Genomic DNA, 23,606 nt, shown 5'->3' with positions numbered 1-23,606 from the left:
CGATCAGGCCGGCTGCTGCGCATCAGACCCCAAGACCGGCATCTGCTCTTGTTGCGCTGATCTTGGCTGGACCAAGACTCCGGCGCAGGAACAAAGTACTACAGTGTCCGTGGCGCGCATAAAAGCACGACCGTTGCGGTATTTTGCGCTTTGCCCCGGCGAATTGTCTCGCAACGCCCGGGCCAGACGCAGGGCCTCTGGACAGCCTGCGGCGAAGCGGCAAGATTGCACCCGGCAGCAGCGGAGTGACGGCATGGCGTCGGTAGCGGATTTCGAGCAGGGGCAGGTGTTCACCGTCGAGGCCGGCGGCAAGCCGGTCTCGCTGGAACTGAGCACGGTCAAGCCCATCGCCGCCAGCCCGCGTCCGGGTGGCGGCTTCTCACTGGTGTTCCGGGGCCCGCGCGAAACGCCGCTGCCGCAGGCGACCTATCGCTTCACGGGTCAAGGCAGGGAGCACGAGATCTTCATCGTGCCGATCGCCGCCGACGCGGCCGGGCGGCTTTATGAGGCGGTGTTCAATTAGAGATTTGGTTGTGACATTGACTGGGCCGACGCGAAAATCATTGCTGTCGGCGCTGCCCCTCACTGTCCTGCCGGACATCTCTCCCCGTAAACGGGGCGAGAGGGCTGGCCGCGCGCCTTCGCCTTTCTTGCAACGCCGATGATTGGCGAAGCCATCGATGACAGCGTCCCTCTCCCCGTCACTATACGGGGAGAGGATGCCGGCAGGCAGGTGAGGGGCAGCGCCAACCGAAAATCACCGGGCGCTTTCACCCGCCCGCGCACACGCCATCAAATCATAGACTCCCTTGTCCTCGACCACCGCAAAGCCGAGCTCGACATAAAGCCGCCGCGCCGGATTGTTCTTCTCGACATGGATCGACGCTGATTTGCCGGCTAACCATGCCTCGTCGATGAGGTCGCGCAGCAGCGCCGTGCCATATCCCTTGCGGCGATGGGCGGGCAGGAAAGCGATGTCGATGATGCGGTGCTGGCTTGGCCAGCGCTCGATATAGAGGCGGCCGATGTCCTGCCCGGCCCGCTGCACCACCAGCCAGTCGGCCTCGGGATAGTGTTTTCTGTAGTGGGCGTGTTGCGCCTGGAATTGCATGTCGAGGAAGGCGGCCTTCTGCGTCTCGGTCCAGTCCGTCACCGCGAGCTCTTCCAGGCGCGTCGAGGCGTAGAGAAGCGACAGGAACGGCAAATCCGCCTCCGTCGCCGCACGGAAGCCGAGCCCAGCCTGCCGCGACCGGGACCAGACCGGAAGAAGGCGTGCCGGGCCGACTTCTGCCACGCTGCCCGCAGTCAACGCTCAGACCGGCGGCGTCAGGTCGCGCACGACTATGGCCTGGTTGACGTTGCTGCTGGCAAGCGACACCCAGGCGTCCTCCCACTCCGTGCTGTCGATGCCCATCTGCGACAGCGTCCACAGCGAGTTGTCGTTGGGTGCGCCGCCGCCCATCAGGCTGAACAAAGCGACGCGGCCGTCGGCATTGTAGTCGAGCGTCAGCCTTGTGTTGGCGCCCGAAGCGTTGAAATCGCGCCACCCCGACCAGTTTTGAGTGGCCGCGTCATACTGGGCGTTGAACGAGTGCACGTGTTGCTGGTCGGACGCAACAAGCATGATGTCGCCATTGCCCTCGATGCCGGCAGCCAATGTGTATTTGGCAACCCGGCTGTATTCGGTCATGGCCCAGGGCGTCCAGCTGTCGGTGCCGGCCGGCTTCTGGCGCGTGTGCAGCACCTGCCCGCTCTGGTTCAGGGCGAACAGATTGGTGGCGCCGAGCGGCCCGACAATCGGCGCCATTTCGGTGAACCCGCCGGTGCCCGTGGTGTCGATCTGCACCCATCCCGTCCAGTCGGCAACCTTCAGCGCTTCCGCTATCGCTTGCTGGCAGCGGTAGAGATGCAAGCCGGAATTGATGCCGAAAAGCGCGATGCGGCCATCGGCCTGGCGGATGGCCCTGATCGACACCAGGCCGCCGGGGATCTGCTGCCAGTTGCTCCACGGCTGAACCGGCGGAACGCGCTCGTCGACCGTGACGACGATCGGTGTCGTGGTGCCGGGCGGCGTGATGGTCTTCTGCACCTGCACGATCTGGTCCGGATTCTGGTAGATCCACCAGATGTTGCCCTGATTGTCGGTGAGGAAAACCTCGATGCGGCCGTCGGCATCATTCGCCATCGACAGCTTCTGATAGGAGGCGGCGCCGGGCGGCGCGCCGATACCGATCGGCGTGTTCCATTTGTCGATCGGGCCGATCTGGTTGGCGTCCTCGGTGATGAAGGACAGATTGGTCGACCCAGACAACTGGGCGACGACGGCCACCCTGCCGTCCTTGGTCAGGCCGGCGGTCATGATCACCCAGGCGCCGGGAGCGATGGCCGACCAGGCGGCGGGCCACGACCCGTTGGGCGCGTCTTGCGCCTTCTGGATCAGGCGCCCGGCCGCCGTATCGATAGCGACCACCATCAGCCGCGACAGTTCGAAGAACGACGTGCCGGCCGGCATGTTCTGGTAGACGGGCGCCGGACCGGACCGGACCGGCCGGGCGCTGGCCCTGGAAGCCGCCTTCGGCGCCGCCGCCTTCGCCGCAGGGGCTTTCGATTTCGGTTCTGCTGTCTTGGCCATCGTATTGGTCCTGCCCTGTTGGCTCGGAATTCAGGTTCTTGGCGGGAAGACGCCTTGCAGCGCGATGCAGAAATAGCAGGTGAGATAGGGCTGCAAATTGTTGTGCGGCTGGTCGCCGCCGATCGGCCGCACCGCCTGATCGCTGAGCGGCGTCAAAGTGGCCGTCGCCGAATAGGACGTGCCGGGAGACGTACGCGCGAAGGATCGCGCTGGACCTGGCGCCGCAAGGTTGGCCGGATTGACGTTCGCCATCAGCGTGTGCCCGTGCTGCGGCATTTCCGATATCAGCAACTGCACAGTCTCCGAACCACCCGGCTCGCCGAGATCGTGCAGTGAAAGCCCTGGGCCTTGCCCCGGGTGCATCGGCGCACGGCCTTGCAAATCGGGCAGGGCGAAGTTGGACTTGCCGTTGCCGCCATAGGTGGTGCCGAGCAACGAGAACAGCGCGGTGTTCTGCGACAGCGGCAGCAATTGGCCATCGCACCAGGCCCAGCCCTTGGGTGCGAAATTGAACGGAAAAATGCGGATTTCGGCGACGAACGGGTCAGCCATGGCGGTCCTCTTAGGTCGGCGACGGGAAGATCCCGAACAGCGAAATGATGAAATTGACGCAGAGATAGGGCTGGAAGTTCGTGTGCGGTTGGCTGCCGCCGGTTTGCCCGGCGGTCTGTGGGGACATCGGCGTGGCCGCCGGCGCCTCGCGGTAGATCTGCGACGCGCCGACCTGCCCGGTCATGTTGCCGGTGGGGGTGCTCGCCGCGGCATTGTTCAGCGAAGCAAGGAACGCATGCGTGTGCGAAGGGATCTGCTGGGGTGTAAGCGTGACTTCTTCCACGCCGCCGGTCTGGGAAAGGACGAAATCAGCGCTCTGATGAACCGGAAGGCGACCACGCAGGTCTGGCAGCGCGAACGTGCTCTGGCCGTCGCCGCCATAGGTGGTGCCGATCAGGTTGAACAGGGTCTCATTTTCCGAGATGGGCAGCAGTTGCCCTTCGCAGAACATCCAGCCGGCTATCGCAAAATTGCCGGCAAACATGCGAATTTCGCCAACATATGGTTGTGCCATGGTTGCTTTTCCTCAGGTCGGCGACGGGAAAATGCCCTGCAGGGCGATGCAGAAGTTCAGGGTCAGAAACGGCTGCATGTTGATATGCGCCTGGTTGCCGCCGACAGGGGCCAGTGTGCCGGGCTCCATCGCCGTGGGATTGCCAGGCGCCGTATAGGTGTTGGCAACGGTTGCCAGCAAATTGCCGTTGGGCGCCGGCACGTCGGCGTTGGCGGTCGTGGCCTGCTCGATATGACTGTGAAACGGCAATTCCCCGATCAAAAGCGTGTGCGCCTGTTCGCCGCCGCGCTCGCCCAGCGCGTGGCCGCCGCCGACATGCATCGGCACGCGCCCGCGATAGTCGGGCAGGGCGAAGTTCACCCGCCCATCGCCACCGAAGGTGGTGCCGAGCAGCGAAAACAGTCCCTGGTTCTGGTTGATCGGCAGAAGCTGGCCATTACACAAAGCCCAGCCTTTCGGCGCAAAAACGAAAGACATGATTCTGATTTCGGAAAGAAATGGCTCCGACATCGCTGCCCCCTCATTGTTGGTACATACTAACCCACAACTACAAGCTTACGCAACGTTAGGAGGCGTTCAAATAAAAGAATATTTTTAACTTGGCTTTTATTAAAAAGTAGCCGGCTTCCGGTTGAAGCCGGCCCGAAAGCTTATGGCGCGACGACCGCCGGCAATGCCGGCAACGTGTTGACAAATGTGATCGCCCCGTTGCCGCCGGTCGTGTCCACGATCGGAGAACCATTGTTGTCGTCGGTGATGACACCTTGAGCGGTGCTCTGGGCCGAGCCGTTCCTGGAAAGGTTGAGGTGTGTGCTGGCGTTGAAATTGCTCAGCGAAACATCGACCGCATAGAGAGCGTTGTGCGTCAGCGTATTCTTGCTGCCCGCGCCTCCAGTGCCTGTGCCGATGACGACATTCGTCGTGCTGGTGTCGGTCGCGGTTGCGCCATTGTCGACCAGCAGCGCGGCAAATGGGAACGAGCTCGTCGGCGACGATACGATGTTGCCGTAGATCGAAGCATTCATCGTCGCGCTGCCGTCATTGTTCTGCAGATGGATGCCGACGTTGCCGACACCGGTGATGGTGTTGTTCTGGATCAGAGTTGTCAGCGTGCCGGTGCCTGCCGAGCGCACGAAAATGCCATCGGAATTGGAATTCAGCTTCGAAGGCCCAATCGAGTTGCTGGCAATCGTGCCCGACATGGTGCCATTGTCCTGGCCCTTGGCGACGAAGATGCCGACCGTGTCGAAGGCATTGGCCCCGCCATCCGTCAGAATATTGTGCGAGATATCGAAGGTCGTCGTCGCCGCCGAGGCCAAGCCGCCGGATCCGCTGCGGATGTCGACCGCCGTGCCGCCGCCGGGTACGATCGCCTGGCCATTGTGGAACGTATTGCTGCGTACGACCGCATCCATCGCTGAATTGTTGTTGGCAAGGAAGGCGATGAAGTCGGCGCGCGTACCGGCGAAGGTGCTGTTCGTCACCGTGTAGTTGGCGATCGCGCTGTTGTACACCTGTCCAATGACGTTGGTGTTCCCACCCGTCGCATTGACCAGGCCAAACGTGTTGCTGTCCATCGTCAGCCGCGTCAGCGTGCCGCTGGTGTTCCAGAGGGCGACGTTGCCCCAGTAACCGCCGCTGATGTTGGAACTGGTGATCGAAGAGGTACCGAGCAGGTTGTCGAAGCGGATCGAGGCCTCTTCAAGATCGCCGGCATTGTTGGAACCGTTGGTGCCGTTGATGGTCGTGCCGGTCATCGTGAAATTGGTCACGGTGTTGCCGTAGACGGCGAAGTTCGAGAAATCATTGAGCTGCATGTTGGCCAGCGACACGTTCGCCGTGTTGCGCAGGAAGATGCCGGTGCCGTTGGTTCCGGACGTGGTCTGGCCACTGGCGTCCGACCCGTTCAGGATATCGGCGCCGGTCTTGTTCGAGATCGTGCCGCCCGAGCCTGCCGTCGTGCCGATACCGGTCACCTTCAGCCCACCGCTGGAACCGGTCGTGTCGAGGACGATGCCGGCATTGCCGCTCGAGGCCGTGGATGTGATGCTCTGGAACGTCACGTTGCCCGAGCCAATCGTCGTGTTGGCGATGTTGAGCGCCGTGCCGGTTGTCGACGTGATCGAGTTGCCGGTGCCTTGCACCGTCACCGTGCCGCCGCCGGTGGCGTTGAAGCCGGTGCCGCCGGTGGTGTTGATGACCAGAGCGCCGCCGGTGAAGTTGACCGTCGCGCCGGTGTTGCTGGTCAGGTTGACGGCGGTGCCGGCGCCGGTGGTCAGCGTCTTGCTGGCGCCCGAGAAATTGATCACCGCCGTGCCGGAATTGCCGCTGACGTCGATGCCGTTGGCGACGGCGCCAGTCGCGCTCAGATTGCCGCTGAAAGCAACCGTTCCGGCAGTACGGCCACTGACCTGGACGACATTGCCGGCCGTGGTCTTGGCCACCGACGCGGCGATGGTGACGGCGCCCGTGCCGCCATTGATGTCGACGCCGACGTCGGTCGGGTCGTTCGTCGCACCGATCGAGCCGCCATTCACATTGACCGCATTGGTGTTGTTGTCGATCCTGATGCCGGCCAGCGTCGTGTTGTCGATCGTCACCGTCGTGAAGGTCACCGCGCCGTTGGCGCCGCTGAGCAGGATGCCGTTGCCGGCGGTCGCCGCGATCGTGGCGGAGGCAAAGTTGAATGTGGCGCTCGAGCCGTTGATCTCGATGCCGTCGCCGCCGGCGGACGTGCCGGCTACAGTGACAGCGCCGCCATTGAATGTGCCGCCGGTCACACCGGTCAGGTTGATCGCGTCGGCGGCGACCGAAGCGGTCGAGTGCAGCGAGCTGAAATTGACGCCGCTGGCGCCGACGGCGACGCCGTTCCAGTTCAGGATCTGACCCGACGATGTCTGGATGGTGTTGCCTGCGCCGGTGACATTGATGGTGCCGCCACCGGTCGCGCTGAAGCCCGTGGCGCTGGTGGTGGTGATCGCCAGGCCGCCGCCGGTGAAGTTCACCGTCGCGCCGGTGTTGTTGGCCAGGTTGACGGCGGTGGTGGTTCCAGTGTTCAGCGCGCTGCCGGCGCCGGAGAAAGTGATCGTGCCGCCGGTGTTGTTGCTGACGTCGATGCCATTGGCGGTGCCGACACTCTGGTCTGCGCTCAGGGTTCCGCTGAGCGTCACGGTTCCAGCGGTACGGCCGCTGATCTGGACGACGTTGTTGGCAACGGTTCCCTTCGACACCGACGCCGCGATGGTGACGTTGCCGGAGCCGCCATTGATGTCGATGCCGATATCCTGCACGGCGCCGAAGCCGCCGATCAGGCTCGTATTGTCGCTGATCGTCACCGCGCCGGTGTTGTTGTCGATCCTGATGCCGCCGCCGGTTGCCGTGCCCGTCTGATTTGCGATCGTCACCTTGGCGAAGTTCACCGTTGCGCTGGTGCCGTTGAGGAACAGGCCGAAGGAATTGGTTCCACCCGGGACGCTGAGCGTGCCGCCATTGAAGATACCGCCGCCGACATTGGTCAAATTGACCGCATCGTTTGTGCCTGCGACCTTGGTCTGCGCCGTCAGCGTGCTGAATGTGGCGCCGCTGCCGCCGATGGTCATGCCGTTCCAGGCCAGGATCTGGCCGCCGAAGCTCGTCAGGATCGTGTTGGTGCCGGTGACGTTGATCGTGCCGCCACCGGTGGCGCCGAAGCCAAGGCCGGAGGTGGTGGTGATACCCATGCCGCCGGCGAAATTGACGGTGGCGCCAACATTGGTATCCAGATTGACGGCCTGATTGGTGCCCGTGGCAAGCGTCATGGCGCCGTTGAAATTGAAGGTGCCGCCGGTGTTGCCGTGGACGTAGATGCCGTTGTCGCTGGCGGTGTTGGCGCTGAGCGCGCCGGACAGGGTGACCGTACCGCCGGTAACGCCGGAGATGTCGACAATCTTGCCTGCGGTGGTCTTGGTGAGCGAAGCGACGACGTTCAAGGTCGCGGCGCCGCCGACGACCTGGACGGCGGAGCCGGTCGGGTCGTTGGTGGCGCCGATCGAACCGCCATTGATGTTGATCGTGCCGGACGTGTTCTCAACGCGCACGCCGGCGGTACCCGTATTGTCTATCGTCACCGTGCCGATGGTGACCGGGCCGGTAACGCCGTTGACGACATAGATGCCGTTGGCGCTTGCCGAACTGACGACCACGCTGTTGAAATTGACCGCTGACGACGTGCTGTTCTGAACTATCAGCCCATTGTTGCTTGTGCCGGCGACGGAAAGGGCGCCGCCGTTGAAGGTGCCGCCCGAGACCGTGGCGAGTTGTACGCCGGCGCCGATGCCGACCGTTCCCGTCGCCTTCAGCGTGTCGAATGTCATGCCGCCGGCGCCGATCGTTGCGGTCTGCAACGATACGATCCGGCCGGTTGCCGTGGTGATCGTGTTGCCGGCTCCGCTCACGATGATCGAGCCGGCGTTGATGCCGAGGAAGCCGTCGCCGCTTGACGTGTCGATGGTCAGGCCGCCGGTGAAGCTGGTCGAGCCCGTGCCTTGCGAGACGCCGGTGCCGGTTGACGTGTCGATGTTGGCGAGCCCGGTGACGTTGAGCGTGCCGGTTGCGACATGGATGCCGCCGCCGGCCGTGGCGGTGTTGTTCACCGTCACCGTGTTGAAATTGAACGTGCCGGTGTTGGTGTTGATGGCATCGATGCCGAAGCCCGTCGTGCCGGTGACGGTCGTCGCGCCGGTGACGGTGAAGGTGCCGGCGACATCGTCGAAGATGATGCCGCTGGCGCCACCAGTGGCGGTGACGCTGCCGAACGTCATGGCAACGGTCAGCGGATCGAGATTGAACGCGGCACCGCCCGTCGTGTCGACCACGCCGCCGGTGTTGTTCAGCGAGAAGGCCGTGCCGGCGCCCTTGGTGTTGACCAGGACGCCTGTGCCGGAATTGTTGGCGACGTTGAGCGTGGTGAGGTTCAGCGTGCCGATCGGATTGACGAAGCTCAGGCCGTCGCCCTGAACGCGCGCGCCCGTGGTGCCGACCGTCAGCGTGCCGCCCGCGGCGCCGCTGAAGTGAACGTTGCTGAACAGGATGCCGCCGCCGGTGCCGCCGGTCACCGTGTTGCCGGCAAACGAATTGACCAGGATGGAATTCGTCGTCGCGGACAGGTTCTGGCCACTGAGCGAGACGGCAGCCCCGGCGCTGGTGCGCTGGAAAGTGTTGCCGTCGATGCTGAGTTGCAGCATGTCGGCCGTGCCACCCGTCGTGCCGAGGCTGAGCGCGTTGCCGCCGGCCGCGATGTCGTTGTTCCTGAGGAAGAAACTGGAGGCGCTCGTCGCATTGACGGCAACGCCCGCGCCGCTGCCGGTATTGCGGACGATCAGGTTTTCGATGCCGCCGGTGAAGATGCCGGTGCCTGATGTCGCAAAATTAATCACCGAGGTGGCGTTGTTGCTCTGCAGCACCGGCCGCAGCGAATCGATACCGCCCGGCGCCGAGATGATCGGCGAATTCTGCACCGTGGTGAAGTGGAACGCGGCGGAGGCGCCGGCGCTGGTGTCGACGCCAAGCTGCGAAACATCGACGGCCGCATCGCCGCTCTTGAAGGCGAGCAGCACCTGCCCGTCATCAAGGCTGAACGTCGTGCCGCTCAGGTCGATGGTTTCCTGGGCTCCGTTGACGTTCTTGTCGATCAGCACCACGACATTGGCGGTCGACGCCTGCGCTCCGATATAGCTGCCCGGATTGGCGAGGCTGCCGTCGCCGGTGCCGCCTTCGGTGACATAGTAGACGCTGATCGACGACAGGTTCGAAATGTCGCCGGTGAAATTGACGTCGTTGAAATTGTAATCGCCGTTCGTCGGCAAACTGTCGGTGGCGTGGATGGCCTGGCCGCCGGTGGTCGCGATCGACGATTCGACCGGGCCGGCGCCGTCGCCGAACACCAGCTTGGCATTGGTGGCGCTGGAGAACTGCACGCCATAGCCGACATTGGCGATGGTCGAGGTCTGGCCGGCCGGGTTGTTGTTGACGGTGTCGCCGAGCTGGATCGTGCCGGTGCCGGTGGTGCCGGCCATGTCGATGCCGATCGTGCCGGCGAAGCTGCCGCCGTCGACATCGAAATCGCCCGCGGTGATGTTGCTCGCGCCGAGTGCCGCGCCGTTGAGGTCCAGGCCGACCGCATTGGCGGCGTTGAGCCCGATGTTCAGGCTGGTGAAATTCAGTGCCGAGCCGAGCGTGCCGGAAATGTCGACGCCGGTCGTGGTGACGCCCTGCAAGTTGACCGTGCCGAGATTGAGGGTGCCGCCGCTGACATTGTTGAGCGAGATGCCGGTCGCCGCACCGCTGGTCGAAATCGAAGCGAAATTGATGCCAGCCGCTCCAACCGTAGCGCCCGCCGTGTCGCCGAGCTTGAGCGCGGTGCCCGTGCCGGTGGTGATGGTGTTGCCGGCGCCGCTGACGCTGATCGTGCCGGCGCCGAAGGTGCTGGCGGTGAAGCCGGCGCCGCTGCTGGTGGTGATGACCAGGCCGCCATTGGTGAACGCGAGCGTGCCCGTACCTTCGCCCACCCCGATGCTCGGGGCCTTGACGATGGCGTCGTTGGTGCCGCCGCTGGTGTTGAAGATCTTCGATGTGCCGGAGAAGGTGACCGTTCCCTCGGACGATCCGTCAAACAGCACGCCGACGGCCGTGCCGGTATGATCGATCGTGCTCGAAATATTGTAGAGCCCGTTGGCGTTGCCGCTGAAGATGAAAGCTGCTGCCCCCGGCCCGGATATTGCCGTTGTCGAGACAACCGAACCGCTCATGTTCAGATGGGTCCAGTCACCGCCGCCGGCTTGCAGCACCGAGCCTGTATCGACCTTGATCGAACCGTTGTAGTTCAGCGTCGCATTGATAAGGTCGTTGCCGCCAGAGAGAGCTATGGCCGAGCCGGTGGTGCTTGTCGTCGCGCCGATGCTGGCGACGCCGCCATTGCCGCCGACATTGACGGTCCCGGTCTGGAGAACGGCCGCCGCAATGCCGACCTGGCTGCCGTCGATGGTCAGGGTGGATCCAGCAACATTGGCGATGTTTATGGTGCCGACCTGGCCGCTGATCTCGAACCCTTCGTTGCTGGTGTCGAGATCGGTCGTGCCGGTGAAATTGACCACACCGGCGCCGAACAGGGCGGACAGCGAGGCGCCGATGTAGCCGGTATCCTTCAGCCCGCCAATGTTGACATCGCCCGTCAGGGTCATGCCTGACAGGAACACGCCAGCGCCGCCGCCGAAGGCGCTCGTGGACACCGCCGAGATACTGTCGAAGGTGACGCCGCCGGCGCCGACATCGGCGCCGTTCACCAGCAGACCGTCGCCGCCGGAATTGATCTTGTTGCCGCTGCCAGTGACGGTAAAGCTCGAGGAGCCGAGGTCGCCAATGGCTATGAAGCCCGCGCCCGTTGTCGTCGTGATGTCGAGGCCGCCATTGGTGAAGTTGATGGCGGAGTTCGTGTTGGGGGTCGGCGTGCCCAGCGGCCAACCGCCGGGGAGGCCGAGATTGACGCCGTCGGCCGTGCCCGAGCTGATCTGCTTGGTCGTGCCCGAGAAGGTGATGGTGGTGGAATCGTTGCCGGCAACGAAGATGTTGCCGCCGGCGGCCGCATTGTTGTCGGTCAGATTGCCCGACAGCGTCACCGAGCCGGCGGTCATGCTCTGGATCGAAACCGCGGCGCCGGTGCCGTTGGTGGCAATCGTGCCGCCGTAGGACATGGCAGCAGTGCCGCCGCTGGCGGCGGTGGTCGAGCCGACATTGAACGACGTGCCCGAACCGGTGTTGGTCAGCGTGCCGGTACCGAAGCTTGCCGTGCCGGCCAGGTTCTGCAGGTCGATGCCGTTGCCGGAAGCGAATGTCACGCTGGTCGAGGCGAAGTTGATGCCGGCCGTGATGCCGTCGAGATCAACCGCTTGTGCTGACGTGGCGTTGATCGTGCCGGTCGTGACATTGACCGTACCGCCGCCGGAGGCGCTGAAAGCCGTCACGCCGTTGGTGGTGATGTCCAGATCGGCGAAGGTGACCGTAGAGCCCGTATTGCCGGTGAGCGACACACCATTGCCGTTGACCGTCACCTTGTCGGTGAAGTTGACCAGGCCGCCGGTGCGGTTGGCGATCGAGATGCCGCCGCCGGTCAGCGTGCCCGGTGTCGCGCTGTTGGGCAAGGTGCCGCGCGTGACCGTGATGTTGCCGGCACCGCCATCGACGTCGAGCAGCGTGCCGGCAACGTTGACGTTGTTGTTGATGATCGACAGGTTCGAATCCAGGCCGGCGACCTTGAACGCCGTCTGGCCGGCAGCAACGTTGCTGACCGTGACACCTTCGATGACGATGCCGCCGGCATTGTTGAAGCCGCCCGCGCTCTGGTCAACGGTGAAGACCGAGCCGCTGGCGCCGTTGAAGTCGAAGGCGGTGTTGCGCACCTGGTTGCTGCCGAGCAGGTGCAGGAAGTCGCCGGTGCCGGTGACCACGCCCTCATTGCCGGTGACGTTGCCGCCGGTGGCGCCGAGATTGCCCTGGACATTGACCGGCTGGATGGTGCCGGAGGTGAGGATGGAGGTGTTGTTGCCGAATCCGGTGATCGACTGTCCCGAATCGAGCGTGAACGGCGTGCCGCTGAGATCGACGGTGCCAACGAAGGCGAAGGTCTGCGTGCCGGCCATGGCATCGGCGGCGGCAACCGAGATCGTGGTTACCGCGGCGCTGAGCCCGTCCGTGCCGGCGGCGATCACGCCCCCCGACTGCGAAACCATGATGACGCCGCCAACGGCGCTGGCCAGATGGGCGCTGCCGGTGAAGGCGACATCGTCGAAATCATAATTGCCAAGCGTCGGATCAAGCCCGATCGTGTTGACGGTGTAGCCACCGCTGGCGGCGATGATGGTGGATTCCAGCCCGTCACCGGCATTGCCGTCGCCGAAGGTGAAGTTGGCGTTGGCCGAGGTCGCCGTGGTGCCACCCGACGACAGTTCGACGCCGACGCCGACATTGTCGATCTTGGAGCCCTGCAGGAAGGTGATGGTCTTGTTGCCTGTCGTCGACGACAGGTCGATGCCGCGCGAGGTGAGGTCGCCGGTGCCGGTGATGGTGGTCAGGCCGAAATCGGCCGTGGTCGATGAACCGCTGAAGTCGATGCCGGTCTGGTTGGCGCCGACATTGCTGACGGTCGTCGTGCCGAAGGTGACGTCAGCATTGGTGAGCGCGAAGTTGATGCCGGCGGTGCCAGCCGTGGTGCCCAGCGTGATCTGTGTGGTTCCGAAGGTGACTGAACCGGCATTATTGCCGATGCCGATGCCGTCGGCGCCGGCGCCCGTTACCGTCACCGTTCCGAAGGTCGCCGATGCGGTGCTGGCGACATTGGCGACGGCTAGGCCGGTGCTCGTGGCATTGGTGATCGACAGCGGGGCTGTGACGTTCAACGTGGCCGAGCCGGCAAGGCCGACAACGACGGCGCCACCGCCGCCTGTCGCGGACAGTGTCGAGCCGGTGAAGCTGATCGCGCCGCCGGTCGGCGCAGTGATCGAGCCGATCGCGAAAAGATTGCCGGTGCCGGTCGAGGTGACCGCGCCGCTGAAGGCCACTGAGCCGCCGGTGGTGCCGTCGACCTTGACCGCCGTGCCACCCGTGGTCACGGAGCTGTTGATAGCAGCGCTGATAGTGATGGCAGCGCTGCCGCCGGAGACGACGACGCCGTCACCCGTGAAGGAATTGGTGATTGTGCCGCCAATGCCAATCGTGCCGGTGTTGTTGGTCAGGCTGACATCGGCGCCGGCAACACCTGTCGTAACCAGGTTGTTGACGTTGACGGTCGCCGCGCTGTTCTGCACCGCAAAGCCGGGGACAGTGCCGCCTGCCGTCGCGATCGTCGTCGTGCCGTTGAAGGAGTAGATGCCGCTGGCGACGTTGGTGAGGCGGATGGCATCGGTGCCGGCGCGGCTGATATCGACGCCGCCGAAGGTGACATTGCCGCCACTGGTGTTCTCGATGACGATGCCGCTCTGCACCGCGCCGCCGGAGCCATCGACCGTGACGCTGGCGAACGTAACGCCCGCCGCGCCGATCGTCAGGCCACTGGCGCCACCGAGATGAATACCGTTTTCCGTAGCGCCGGCGCCGGTGTTGACCGTATTGCCCGCCCCGGTCACCGTCAGCGTGCCGCCATTGATGGCGCTGAAGGCAAAGCCGCCGTCCGTGGTCAGGTCGAGACCGCCGGTGAAATTGATCGCGCCGCCGGCATTGCCGGTCAGGTCGATCGCATTGGCCGCACCCGTGCTGGCAATGATCTTGCCGCCGAAGGTCGCACTGCCGCCGGTCATGGCGTTGATCTTGACCGCGCTGGCAGCAGCGGTCTGGTTGATGGTGCCGTTATAGGTGAGGTTCGGCGTCGAGCTATCGATGTTGAACGCCACGCCGGTCGTGCCGGCGATCGAGCTCGCCGCGTCGAAAGTCAACGTGCCGGTGGTGCCGCCGGTGATGCTGACGCCGGTGCCGGCGCTGGTGACGTCGAAATTGTTGAAGGTGCCGGTGCCGCTGAAATTGTTGAGCGACAGGCCGGTGGCGACGCTGCTCACCGTCACGCCCTGGACGGTCAGGCCGTTGACGCCGGAGGCGCTGATCCCAGCGCCGGATCCGCCCGAAATATTGAAGTCGAGCAGCGAGTTGCCATTGGCCGCCGTCACCACGGCGCCGGCGCCGGAATTGGTCAGCGTTGCCGCGCCACCCGGGTCCGAGACAACCTGGTCATGCTCGACATTGTCGCCGGTGACATTGATTGGAATGCCGCCAAGCGAGAAGGAGCGGCCATTGCCGAAGGAAGCCAGCGTCTGTCCGTCGCTGAGCGAGAAACCGCCCGACGCATCGATCGGCGAGCCATCGTTGACCAGCACGAAGATCGCGGTGCCGTCCGTATCGAGGTCGGCCTGGTCGATCGCAAGCAGGCTCGACGTCGAAGAGCCATCACCCGATGATCCGACGGCGCCGACGAAAATCACATTCTGCTGGTCGAACAGCTGCGGGCCGCTGAAGGTGGTCGAGCCGAACGCATAGTGGCCGAGCGTCTGGTTGAGGCCGCGCGCGTCGAGCGAAGCAGTGATGCCGGCAATCGAGCCGCCGCCGAAGCTGAATTCGGCATTGGCCGAATGGGCCAGCGAACCGGTAATGCCAAGGCGCACGCCGGTGTCGACGCCCGAAATGGAACCGCCATTGGTGATGATGATCGTGGCGTCGCCGGTGGTGTCGGCAAGGTCGATGCCGATGGTGCCGGCAGCATTGGAGCCAGTGATGTTGAGCGACTGCGCGGTGAAATTCGTCTGGCTGCCGGAGAAATCGAGCCCGGTGCCGACGCCGAGGCCGGAAATGACGATGTTGCCGGCCACCACTGCCGCGTTGACGCCGCTGAACGAGATGCCGTCGGCGCCGGGATTGGTGATGTTGATGTCGCCGAAGCGGATCGTCGCCGGCGAATCGGTAATGGCTATCGCCGGTCCCGTCGTGTTGGAAATCGTCGTCGCGCCGTTGACGGTAAAGCTGCCCGAAACATGGTCGAGCACCACACCGGACGTGCCGCCGGTCTGGGTGATCGAATCCAGCACCACATGGGCGGTGATCGGGTCGATGAAGACGCCGACGCCGCCATTGCCGGAAATGGTGCCGCCGGTGGTGGTGAACGTACCGCCGCTCGACGTGCCCTGCACGGTAATGCCGCGATCGGTATTGTTCAGCGCATTGACTGTCGCGAACGTGTAGGTGCCCTGGCCGGTGATATCAAGGCCATCGTCGAGATTGCCCTGCAGCAATGTCGTGCCGGTGAAATTGTAGGTGCCGTTGTCTTCGATGTGCAGGCCGTCGAGGCCGTTGCCGGTCGCGGTGAAACCGGACGCGCTGACATTGGTCGAATTGCCGGTGAACTCGGCGCCATTGCGGCCGGCGCCCGTCACCGTGACATTGGTCAGCGTCGTGCCGGTGGCGTTGTTGCCGAAAATGCCGTCGGCGCCGCCGGTGATGGTGATGCCGTTCAGCGTGTTGCCGTTGCCGAGCGTGATGACGTTGTTGGCGACGTTGGTGCCCTGGATCGTACCGTCGCTGCCGCCGAGATTGAAGGTCGCCGTGCTGCCGTTGAAAAGCTTGGCGGTGACGTTTTCGCCGCCACCGATGACGGTCTGGCCGTTGGCAAGCGTCACGCCGGCTGTCGTCAGATTGCCATTGCCGCCGAGCGCAACGACAAAACCGCCGCTGCCGGCCTTGGTGACGGCGTCGTCCAGCGTGGTCGGGTCGGCCTGCGTGCCGGCTCCGGCCAGGCCACCATCGGCAAAATAGAATTTTCCGAAGGCCGCATTGGTGGCGGCGTTGATGGCGACGCGCGTCGTCGAGCCGCCGGTCAACTCCTGCGACTGGATCCTGACGCCGATGTCGCCGCGCACCCGCTCGTTGACGCGCTTGCGCAGGCCTTCGCTGACCGGATAGATCGGGTCCGTACCGATGGCCGCGGTCGTGTCCGAGCCATGGCCGGGATTGAACGGAATGTTCAGCCGCACGCTGCCGGCGAACTGGGTGTGGTCGCGATTGTCGTCGCGGACCTCGCCGGCGAGCACCAGTTCGGTGCCGCTCCCGAAGACATCGCCGATCGTGTATTCGAACCCGGCCTTGGCGCCGGTGACGCTGCCGTCGTCACCGTGCGGATCCTCGAAATGATAGCCGCCAATGTCGAGCCGCAGCGAATGCTTGTCGGGCAGGTTGATCGGCACCTTTGCGCCGATCTCGCCTTCGATGCCCCAGGCCGCGTAGTCGCGGTGGTCGAGCACCGATATCTGTTCGATCAGTTGGTTGCTGACCATCGACAGCGACGAGCTGGTCGAGTGGTCGGTCGAGTCGCCCTTGATCGGCACGAAGACGTTCACATGCGCGTCGAAGTTCGGCGTGATCGCCTCGACGCCCAGCGTGCCGGCGGTGAACTGCGTGCTGTTGTAGTTCTCGACGTTGATATAGGCGTAGCCGCCGAGCATCAGGTCGGGATTGACGATGCGGCGAATGCCGAGGCCGATGTCCTGGCCGGAAGCATCCTTGAAATCGTGCTTGGCCCTGACATCCAGGAACAGCACCGATTCGGCCGTCTGCTTGATCGGGATGAAGCCTTCGAGCGCGGCATTGCCGCCATTGTTGTCGGCACCGATGATGGCGCGGATCTGCGGCTGCCAGAGCCCATCGGGGTCGCCATAGGCAACCACGCCGGAAAGGCCAAGCGCCAGCGTCGTCAGCGCTGTCGTCTTCCAGAGATGACTTACAATTCGCGAACGCCGATAGACGGCACGCACGTGGAAATCCCCCCCACGCGCTGCCATCTCACCAACCTGCCGAGACTTCTCGGTAGTTCCCATCCCTGGCGAGTCCTTCTGGGACTACACGTCCCGCGTTCATTTCTACGCGAATTCTATTGTATAGCGAGTCCGGAATGTTGTGACTGTTGTTGACCGCCCTCAAACTTCTGTCCTGTGGCGATATTGCCACAGTAAATTTGCCGGCTTGCTTGGTCGGGGAGTCGGCTTCCGGAGCAGTCGCCATTGCGATATCAAGCCTTTTCCAGGAGAATACCTGCCGGAGCAAGGAAAACTGCGGGGCGTAAAGAACATGGCAATTACTTTAGCGAAAGCTAATCTGCTCCGCATAGTCGCGGCATCGGCTGCCCTGTGGCTGCTGTCGGCTTCTGTTGGCCCGGCGCTTGCCGAGGATGCCGCCAAAGAATCCCAATCCAAACAGCCTCAAGCCAAAGAGGCCGGACCCAAGCCGGCCGACGCCAATCCATGGGCCGTGAACTGCTCCAGCGGCTCGGCGAATTCCGAGCTTCGGTGCCAGGTGTCGCAGAACCTGACCGAGGCCAAGACAGGCCAGCGTGTGCTGACGGTGACCGTGCGCCGCGACAACGGCAATGGCAGCTTCGCCATGCTGCTCGCTTTGCCGCACGGCCTGTTCCTGCCGTCCGGCGTCAGCTACCAGATCGACCAGGGACAGAAGGTCGTCATCGCTATCCAGACCAGCGACCAGAACGGCGCCTATGCCGCCACGCCGCTGTCGCCGGAACTGATCAAGGCGATGAAGTCGGGAACCAATCTGAACATCGGCATGGAATCGGTCACCCGCAAGCCGGTCACCATCCCGGTGTCCCTCGCCGGCTTCACCGCGGCCGTCGCCAAGCTGGAGACGACCAAGTAGGGGATTTCGACGGCAAACTTGGCCGACGCCCTATCACTTCGTCATCCACGGGCGGAGCAGCCGCGCAGCGGCGTCGCGGAGACCCGTGGATGACGAAGTTGAGAGGCCTCGGCAATCCCGAATGTTGCCAATGCAAGCGCCCGCAGACCGTCATCCGCGAGCAACCGGCTTGATTGTCGCTCTGCGCAATGCTCCGTTGCCGCTTCGGACATCCGGAGAGGTTTCATGACAGGCTTTGTCGACCGCCAGCGCGCCGCGCAACTGATGCAACGCGCCGGCATCGAAGCACTTGTGCTCTCGGCACCCGAGGCCTTCCACTATGCGACCGGTGCGTGGATCGGCCCGGCCGGCCTGTTCCGGCGCGCCGGCGGCGGCTTCGTCGTCATCCCGGCCCGGCAGGATTTGCCGATCGGCGTTGTCGTCGCCGACTTCAACGCGGCGCAGCTGCGGAGCGCCGCGCCCGAAGCGGTCGTGCGTTCGCACCCGATCTGGATCGAATCCGCGCCTGTCGATACATCTTACGGGCTTCCCCTGACCGAGCGCATCGAGGCCGGCCTCACCTCGCTTGGCCGCACGACGGATTTCTCGCGGCCAGCGACCTTCGATCTCGCCGGCTCGGTGCGCCAAGTGCAGGTTTTGCTGAAAGAATTCGGACTGGCGCGCGCAACGCTCGGCATCGACCTCGACTTTGTTCCAGCCGCCGATTTCGCGGCCATCCAGGCGCTGCTGCCGGATTGCCCGATGGTCGACGGCTCACCGGTTCTGGATAGGCTGCGGGCCATCAAGTCGCAGCGCGAGATCGATCTCTTGCAGCAAGGTATTTTTCTCTCGGAAGCCGGGCTGGAGCGCTTGCAGGTGGATGCGATGGCCGGCATGCGCCAGGCCGACCTCGTCGCGCTCTACCGCAAAGGCGTCGCCGATGCGGCCGCCGGCCTGTCGCATCCGGTCGTCACGGCCGAATATGTGACGCTGGGCGCCCGGGCCAAGGGTGCCGATGCCAGGGCCGTGGCCGGCGATCCCTTGAAATGCGACATGGTCTGCACGGTCGGCGGCTACGCCTCCGACATGTCGCGTAATTTCATCTTCGGGCCGCCTTCCGCCGACCAGGCCGAGCTTCACGCCATCGCCGAGCGCGCCTTCGAGGACGGGCTGGCGGCGCTGATCCCCGGAAACACGCTCGCTTACGTACACCGCATCACCACCGACAGCCTGGTCCGGCAAGGCCTGCGCTCCTATCGCCGCGGCCATTTCGGCCACAGCGTCGGGCAATCGGTGTTTTCCGAGCAATGGCCGTTCATTGCGGCCGACAGCGAAGTCGCGATCGAGGCCGGCATGGTGCTGGCCTTCGAAATCCCGCTCTACATAGACGGCCTCGCCAGCTTCAACCTCGAGGACCAGTTCCTGATCACGGCGGAGGGACCCGTTGTGATGAACCGGCTGCCGAGGCGGCTGGAGATGGTTGGGTAGGGGGTATTGGTCCTTATCGCCCTTAGCACTCTACGGCGCCCCCCTCTGCCCTGCCGGGCATCTCCCCCACGAGGGGGGAGATCGCTTATCGGAACCGCCTTCGCCAATTTTCAACGTTGCAGGAAGAGGCGGAGCGCCGAAGCCGCCAATCTCCCCCCTTGTGGGGGAGATGTCCGGCAGGGCAGAGGGGGGCGCCGTAGAGCGCGACCTCCTATGCTTTGCTATTCACCGCTCCGCCCCGCCGTTCCACGCACTTACGCACTCACCGCCGGCCGCCTATCCCTCCAAGGCATCTCCTGCTCCAACTGCGCCGACGCGGCCAGCACCGTCGCCTCGTCGCCATAGCGGCCGACCAGTTGCACGCCGATCGGCACGCCGTCTTTCGACCATCCCAGCGGCAGCGAGATCGCCGGCTGTCCCGAAATGTTGAAGGGGAAGGCAAACACCGAATCCGCCCATTTGGCGTTGTAGCGGTCGAGATCGGTCTCCGACATGTCGTAATAGCCGAACGGGCGCGGCAGCTGCGTCAGCGTCGGCGTGACGAAGAGGTCATAGGCGTTGAGATCGCCGACAATGTCGCGGCCGATCTGCCGGAGCTGCTCGACATCGGAGATATGCCTGACGCCGCTGGTCGCGCGGCCGCGCTCGATGATTGCCCAGGTCACCGCCTCGACATCGCCTGGAGTTACAGGCCGGCCGATCACCGTTTCAAGGTAGTCGAACGTCGCCGCTGTCTGCACGCAGGTCATGTTGGTGTAGGTCGCCCAGACGCCGTTGGCGTCGACGGGCATGTCGTGTTCCTCGACCTGGTGTCCCAGCCGCTCGAGTGCGGCCACCGTCGCCAGCACCGCCGCTTTCACCTCTGGATCGATGGCGGTGCCGTTGGGCGGCGTGACAGTAAAGCCGATGCGCAACCTCTTCGGCGCCCGTGTCGACAGGCTGAGCCAGGAGCTGTCAGGCACCGGCGGCGTATAAGGGTCTCCCGGCAGCGCACCTGCCACCGCGTCGAGATAGGCCGCGGTATCGCGCACCGTGCGCGAGCAGCAGAGAAAATAGGCGCCGCCATACCAATAGTCGCCGAACGGCGCGAGGCTGACGCGGCCGCGCGACGGTTTTAGCCCGACAATGCCACAGCACGAGGCCGGGATACGGATCGAGCCGGCGCCGTCGCTGGCTTCCGCGATCGGCACCATGCGCGACGCGATTGCAGCAGCCGCGCCGCCGCTCGAACCACCCGGCGTGATGCCTTCCTTCCACGGGTTCTTCGTCACGCCGTAGAGTTTTGGTTCGGTCGTGATCGACCAGCCGTTTTCGGGCGCGTTCGACTTGCCGACCAGCACCAGCCCCGCCGCCTTCATGCGGCGAACGACCTCGGTGTCGAAGTCGGCGACGACGTCTTTCAGGTAGAAAGACGAATTGGTGTTGGGCGCGCCGGTCCAGGACGAGGCCAGTTCCTTGAGCAGGAACGGCACGCCGGCGAAGGGCGCAGATTTGTCGACCGTCTGCGCTTGCGCACGCGCCATGTCGTAGAGCCGATGGATGACCGCGTTCAGCGCCGGATTGAGCCGCTCGACCAGCGTGATCGCCGCCTCGACCAGCTCGGCCGGCGAAACCTGGCCGCCGCGCACGAGACCAGCGAGGTCCAGCGCATCGGACTCGGCATAGGTCTTCAACAGACTGTCGGTGACAGCGGCCATGTACTACTCCTTTCATATCGGATCTGAGTGTCTCACCCTCACCCAGCCTCCGCTTCGCTCGGCTGACCTCTCCCCGAGGGGAGAGGAGACTGTCTCGCTCTGGCGCTCCCTCTCTTCTCCCCCACGGGGAGAAGGTGGCCGCGAAGCGGCCGGATGAGGGGGCTGGCGCCGACGTCAGGCCAGCTCGACCGTCCGGCCGAGCGCGATGCTCTGCTCTGCGGCGAGCACGATGCGCAGGCTGTTGACCGCGGCATCCATCTGCTCGGTCAAATCGAGATCCTCACGGATAGCGCGCAGGAAGAAGGCCTGCTCGCGGTCGCACAGCTCCTGGTGGCCGGGTTCGTCCTCCATGCTGACGATCTCGTCAGGTTTGGAGAAATTCTTGTCACCGTCGACTGCGGCGTAGTGGATCTTCAGCGCATCGGTCTTGGTGTGGCGGTCGATGTCGGCCGAATTGGAAACCTCGGCATCCGAGGCGGTACTCGGCGCCTGGCCGGCGACGATCGACACCGCGCCCTTGGGGCCGACCACATCCTTCACGAAATAGGCCGTCTCGCTCATCATCGGGCCCCAGCCGGCCTCGTACCAGCCGACCGAACCGTCATCGAAGGTGACGTGCAGATGGCCGTAATTCTGCTTGTCGGCCTCGGCCCACAATTTGGCGCCGATGCCATGCACCCGCACCGGCTTGGCGCCGGTCAGCTGGCACATGACGTCGACATAGTGCACGCCGCAATCGACGATCGGGATCAGCGAATCGATCAGGTTCTTGTGCCAGTGCCAGGCGCTGCCGCTGCTCTGCTGGTTGAGGTTGAGCCGCATAACCAGCGGCTTGCCGAGCGTCTTGCCGACCTCGATGAACTTGATCCACGAGGGGTGGACGCGCAGGATGTAGCCGAGCACCAGCTTGCGCTTCTTGGCCCGTGCTGCCGCGACAACCTTCTCGGCATCCTCGATGTTGGTGGCAAGCGGCTTTTCCATGAACACATGGCAATTGGCCGCGATCGCCTTCAACGCATATTCGGCATGCGTGTTCGGCCAGCTGTTGATCGAGACAGCATCCGGCTTCGTCTCCTTCAATGCCAGGTCGAAATCCTCATAAAGCGGATAGCCGGCCAACTCCGCCGGGATCTTTTTGTTGCTCTTGATCGAGCGGCTCATGATGCCGACGATCTCAAAACCCTCGGAGCGGTGATAGGCGCTGGCATGCGACGCACCCATATTGCCGAGACCCACCACCAGCACTTTTACCTTGTCGGCCACCGCCACCTCCCATGCTTTCTTTCAATGGATTGCGGGCGGCAACCCTGTTGCCGCCCGGTTCTGTTGCCGGCTTACTTCACCGCCGAATCGAACAGATGCGCCTTGATCTTCTCGACATCGAGCGCGGCAAAGCCTTCCGACAGTTTGACGCCGTCGGCATCGGCCTTGACCTTGGCCTTGTCGAAGTCGTTGGCCGCCGGGATGAGATCGTTGGTGCAGACATCCTCGGCCTTCACCGGATTGGTGATCTGGCCGATCTTGTGGATCTCGTCGAAGAAGCCCTGCCAGCTCGCCATGTCGTGCGAGCCCCAGCCGCCGCGCTTGTCCATGTCGCCGCGGAAGACATTGATCTGCTGCAGGATCGAGGTGGTGCCGAGCTCCGGCCCGAGATTCTTGGCCAGCGTCGGGAACTGCTCGAACACCGCTTCGACCGCCGCGCGCGGGTTCTGGTAGCCGAATTCGAGGCCCATCGCCCAGCCGCGCAGGTATTTTTCCAAAAACGCCTTCTTGTCGGCATCCTCGAGATCGGCGGCGCGCACCACGAAAGTGTTGGCCGGCAGCTTCGAATTCTTCACGCCGAGCCAGTATTCGAAGTCGAGACCCTTGGCGATCCATTCGGCGCGCAGCCCTTCCCAGGCAAGTGCCGCGTCGCCCTGGCCGCCGGCAAGGGCGGTACCCCAAGTCGGCCAGCCGGCCTCGACATATTTGACCTTCTTTATGTCGACGCCTTGCGCGGCGAGCAGCGGATCGGTGATCGACTGCCAGGCGGCGGAGCCGAGCAGGATGGTCTTGCCTTCGAGCTTCTTCAGATCGTTCGATCCCTCGCCCTTGCGGAAGGCGATGCTGAACGTATCGCGGGCACCCATGTGGAACACCGACTTCAGCTTCATGCCGTTCTGGATGGCGAAGGAAAACACGCCGGGTGAGGGGAAGCCCATATCGGCCTGGCCGACATCGACGAACTTCACTGTCGCCGTGCCGTCAGACGGGCCGGGCTGCATGTCGGTGTCGAGCCCGTCGAAATAGCCGGCCTTCTTGGCCGCCCAGTAGGGATAATCGTCAAGCACTTCGAGCGTGCCGCGCGGCGAAATCCAGGTGAATTTGCCGTAAGCCTCGGCCCTCGCCTTGAGGCCGGTGGCGCCAAGCGCGGTTGCCGTCACCAGACCGGCGCCTGTCACCTGCAGGAAGTAACGGCGGGAGATCCCTGCCTGTTGGACGAAATTGTCTTTGGTCATCGCTTTCCCCTTTTTGTTTGACGTCAGTCCAC

At 64.1% G+C, this 23,606-nt stretch carries 12 protein-coding genes; 3 read left to right on the top strand and 9 right to left on the bottom strand.

Annotated elements, in window-relative coordinates:
* Nucleotides 1-253 precede the first annotated feature (253 nt).
* Nucleotides 254-523 carry a DUF6916 family protein gene (locus tag AC1DX4_RS30945; protein WP_477223932.1) on the top strand — a complete coding sequence of 90 codons (270 nt, stop codon included), beginning with the start codon at nucleotides 254-256 and terminating at the stop codon, nucleotides 521-523.
* A gap of 234 nt (nucleotides 524-757) precedes the next feature.
* On the opposite strand, the gene AC1DX4_RS30940 is transcribed toward AC1DX4_RS30945, so the two are convergent.
* The 6 genes from AC1DX4_RS30940 to AC1DX4_RS30915 all read right to left on the bottom strand — a co-directional run bounded on the left by AC1DX4_RS30940 (nucleotide 758) and on the right by AC1DX4_RS30915 (nucleotide 17,044).
* A complete protein-coding gene (locus AC1DX4_RS30940) occupies nucleotides 758-1,294 on the bottom strand; it encodes an N-acetyltransferase family protein (protein ID WP_477223931.1) in 537 nt (178 codons plus the stop codon).
* Between the two features lie 18 nt (nucleotides 1,295-1,312).
* Nucleotides 1,313-2,632, bottom strand: coding sequence for a PLL family lectin (locus AC1DX4_RS30935; protein ID WP_477223930.1), 1,320 nt, complete (start codon nucleotides 2,630-2,632; stop codon nucleotides 1,313-1,315).
* Between the two features lie 30 nt (nucleotides 2,633-2,662).
* The gene (locus tag AC1DX4_RS30930; protein ID WP_477223929.1) at nucleotides 2,663-3,184 is read right to left on the bottom strand and encodes a phage tail protein; all 522 of its coding nucleotides are present in this window, start codon (nucleotides 3,182-3,184) and stop codon (nucleotides 2,663-2,665) included.
* Between the two features lie 10 nt (nucleotides 3,185-3,194).
* Nucleotides 3,195-3,698, bottom strand: coding sequence for a phage tail protein (locus AC1DX4_RS30925; RefSeq protein ID WP_477223928.1), 504 nt, complete (start codon nucleotides 3,696-3,698; stop codon nucleotides 3,195-3,197).
* 12 nt (nucleotides 3,699-3,710) lie between these two features.
* Complete coding sequence (locus AC1DX4_RS30920) at nucleotides 3,711-4,208, bottom strand: phage tail protein (RefSeq protein ID WP_477223927.1); 498 nt, start codon at nucleotides 4,206-4,208, stop codon at nucleotides 3,711-3,713.
* Nucleotides 4,209-4,348: 140 nt separating this feature from the next.
* Entirely contained in the window at nucleotides 4,349-17,044 is a 12,696-nt protein-coding gene (locus tag AC1DX4_RS30915; protein ID WP_477223926.1) for a beta strand repeat-containing protein, read from the bottom strand.
* A gap of 286 nt (nucleotides 17,045-17,330) precedes the next feature.
* Between AC1DX4_RS30915 and AC1DX4_RS30910 the strand changes: the two genes are divergently transcribed.
* Nucleotides 17,331-17,912, top strand: coding sequence for an invasion associated locus B family protein (locus tag AC1DX4_RS30910; protein WP_477223925.1), 582 nt, complete (start codon nucleotides 17,331-17,333; stop codon nucleotides 17,910-17,912).
* Between the two features lie 225 nt (nucleotides 17,913-18,137).
* A complete protein-coding gene (locus tag AC1DX4_RS30905; protein ID WP_477223924.1) occupies nucleotides 18,138-19,379 on the top strand; it encodes a M24 family metallopeptidase in 1,242 nt (413 codons plus the stop codon).
* A gap of 254 nt (nucleotides 19,380-19,633) precedes the next feature.
* Here AC1DX4_RS30905 and AC1DX4_RS30900 read toward each other — a convergent pair whose 3' ends face one another.
* The 3 genes from AC1DX4_RS30900 to AC1DX4_RS30890 all read right to left on the bottom strand — a co-directional run bounded on the left by AC1DX4_RS30900 (nucleotide 19,634) and on the right by AC1DX4_RS30890 (nucleotide 23,574).
* Nucleotides 19,634-21,076 carry an amidase gene (locus tag AC1DX4_RS30900; RefSeq protein ID WP_477223923.1) on the bottom strand — a complete coding sequence of 481 codons (1,443 nt, stop codon included), beginning with the start codon at nucleotides 21,074-21,076 and terminating at the stop codon, nucleotides 19,634-19,636.
* Between the two features lie 174 nt (nucleotides 21,077-21,250).
* Nucleotides 21,251-22,339 (bottom strand): Gfo/Idh/MocA family protein, encoded by a 1,089-nt coding sequence (locus AC1DX4_RS30895; protein ID WP_477223922.1) that lies wholly within the window; start codon nucleotides 22,337-22,339, stop codon nucleotides 21,251-21,253.
* 71 nt (nucleotides 22,340-22,410) lie between these two features.
* Nucleotides 22,411-23,574 carry an ABC transporter substrate-binding protein gene (locus AC1DX4_RS30890; RefSeq protein ID WP_477223921.1) on the bottom strand — a complete coding sequence of 388 codons (1,164 nt, stop codon included), beginning with the start codon at nucleotides 23,572-23,574 and terminating at the stop codon, nucleotides 22,411-22,413.
* Between the last annotated feature and the right edge of the window lie 32 nt (nucleotides 23,575-23,606).

The sequence above is a fragment of the Mesorhizobium sp. P3_A8 genome, from assembly GCF_056402995.1.
The sequence above is the reverse complement of the archived record's forward strand: the minus strand, read 5'-3'. Positions and strand labels throughout refer to the sequence as shown.